Source organism: Tenacibaculum sp. L6 (genome assembly GCF_028823685.1).
In the GTDB taxonomy this organism is placed as follows: domain Bacteria; phylum Bacteroidota; class Bacteroidia; order Flavobacteriales; family Flavobacteriaceae; genus Polaribacter.
The window spans coordinates 1-259 of sequence record NZ_JAPEHZ010000220.1; the positions used below are offsets into that span (position 1 = coordinate 1).

Sequence of the window (259 nt, forward strand, 5' to 3'; positions counted from 1 at the left end):
GGTAGGTGTATTACAATTTCCCGCTACTTCTGGTATGTCACAAGCGGTAGTTATAGTACAATTAGGGTTGTTACCCCAAGGGCCAACATAGTTTAAGCTAGGGTCGTCATTCATTTGTTTTGTAATCAAATCCATATACGGGCTATCAACACATATAAAATCTAAATTAGCACAGTTGAAAAATTCAATTCCATAGTTTTCACCATACAATTCTTTTAAAGGTTGTCCTGTTAGGTATACCTTTTTTAAACTAGAGCTC

The 259-nt window shown here is 35.5% G+C and carries 1 protein-coding gene; it reads right to left on the minus strand.

All coding sequences use genetic code 11. The features are described 5' to 3' along the window. Nucleotides 1–259, minus strand: a 259-nt coding sequence (locus OU788_RS12795) for a hypothetical protein (RefSeq protein WP_274635504.1), incomplete at both ends; no start/stop codon positions are given.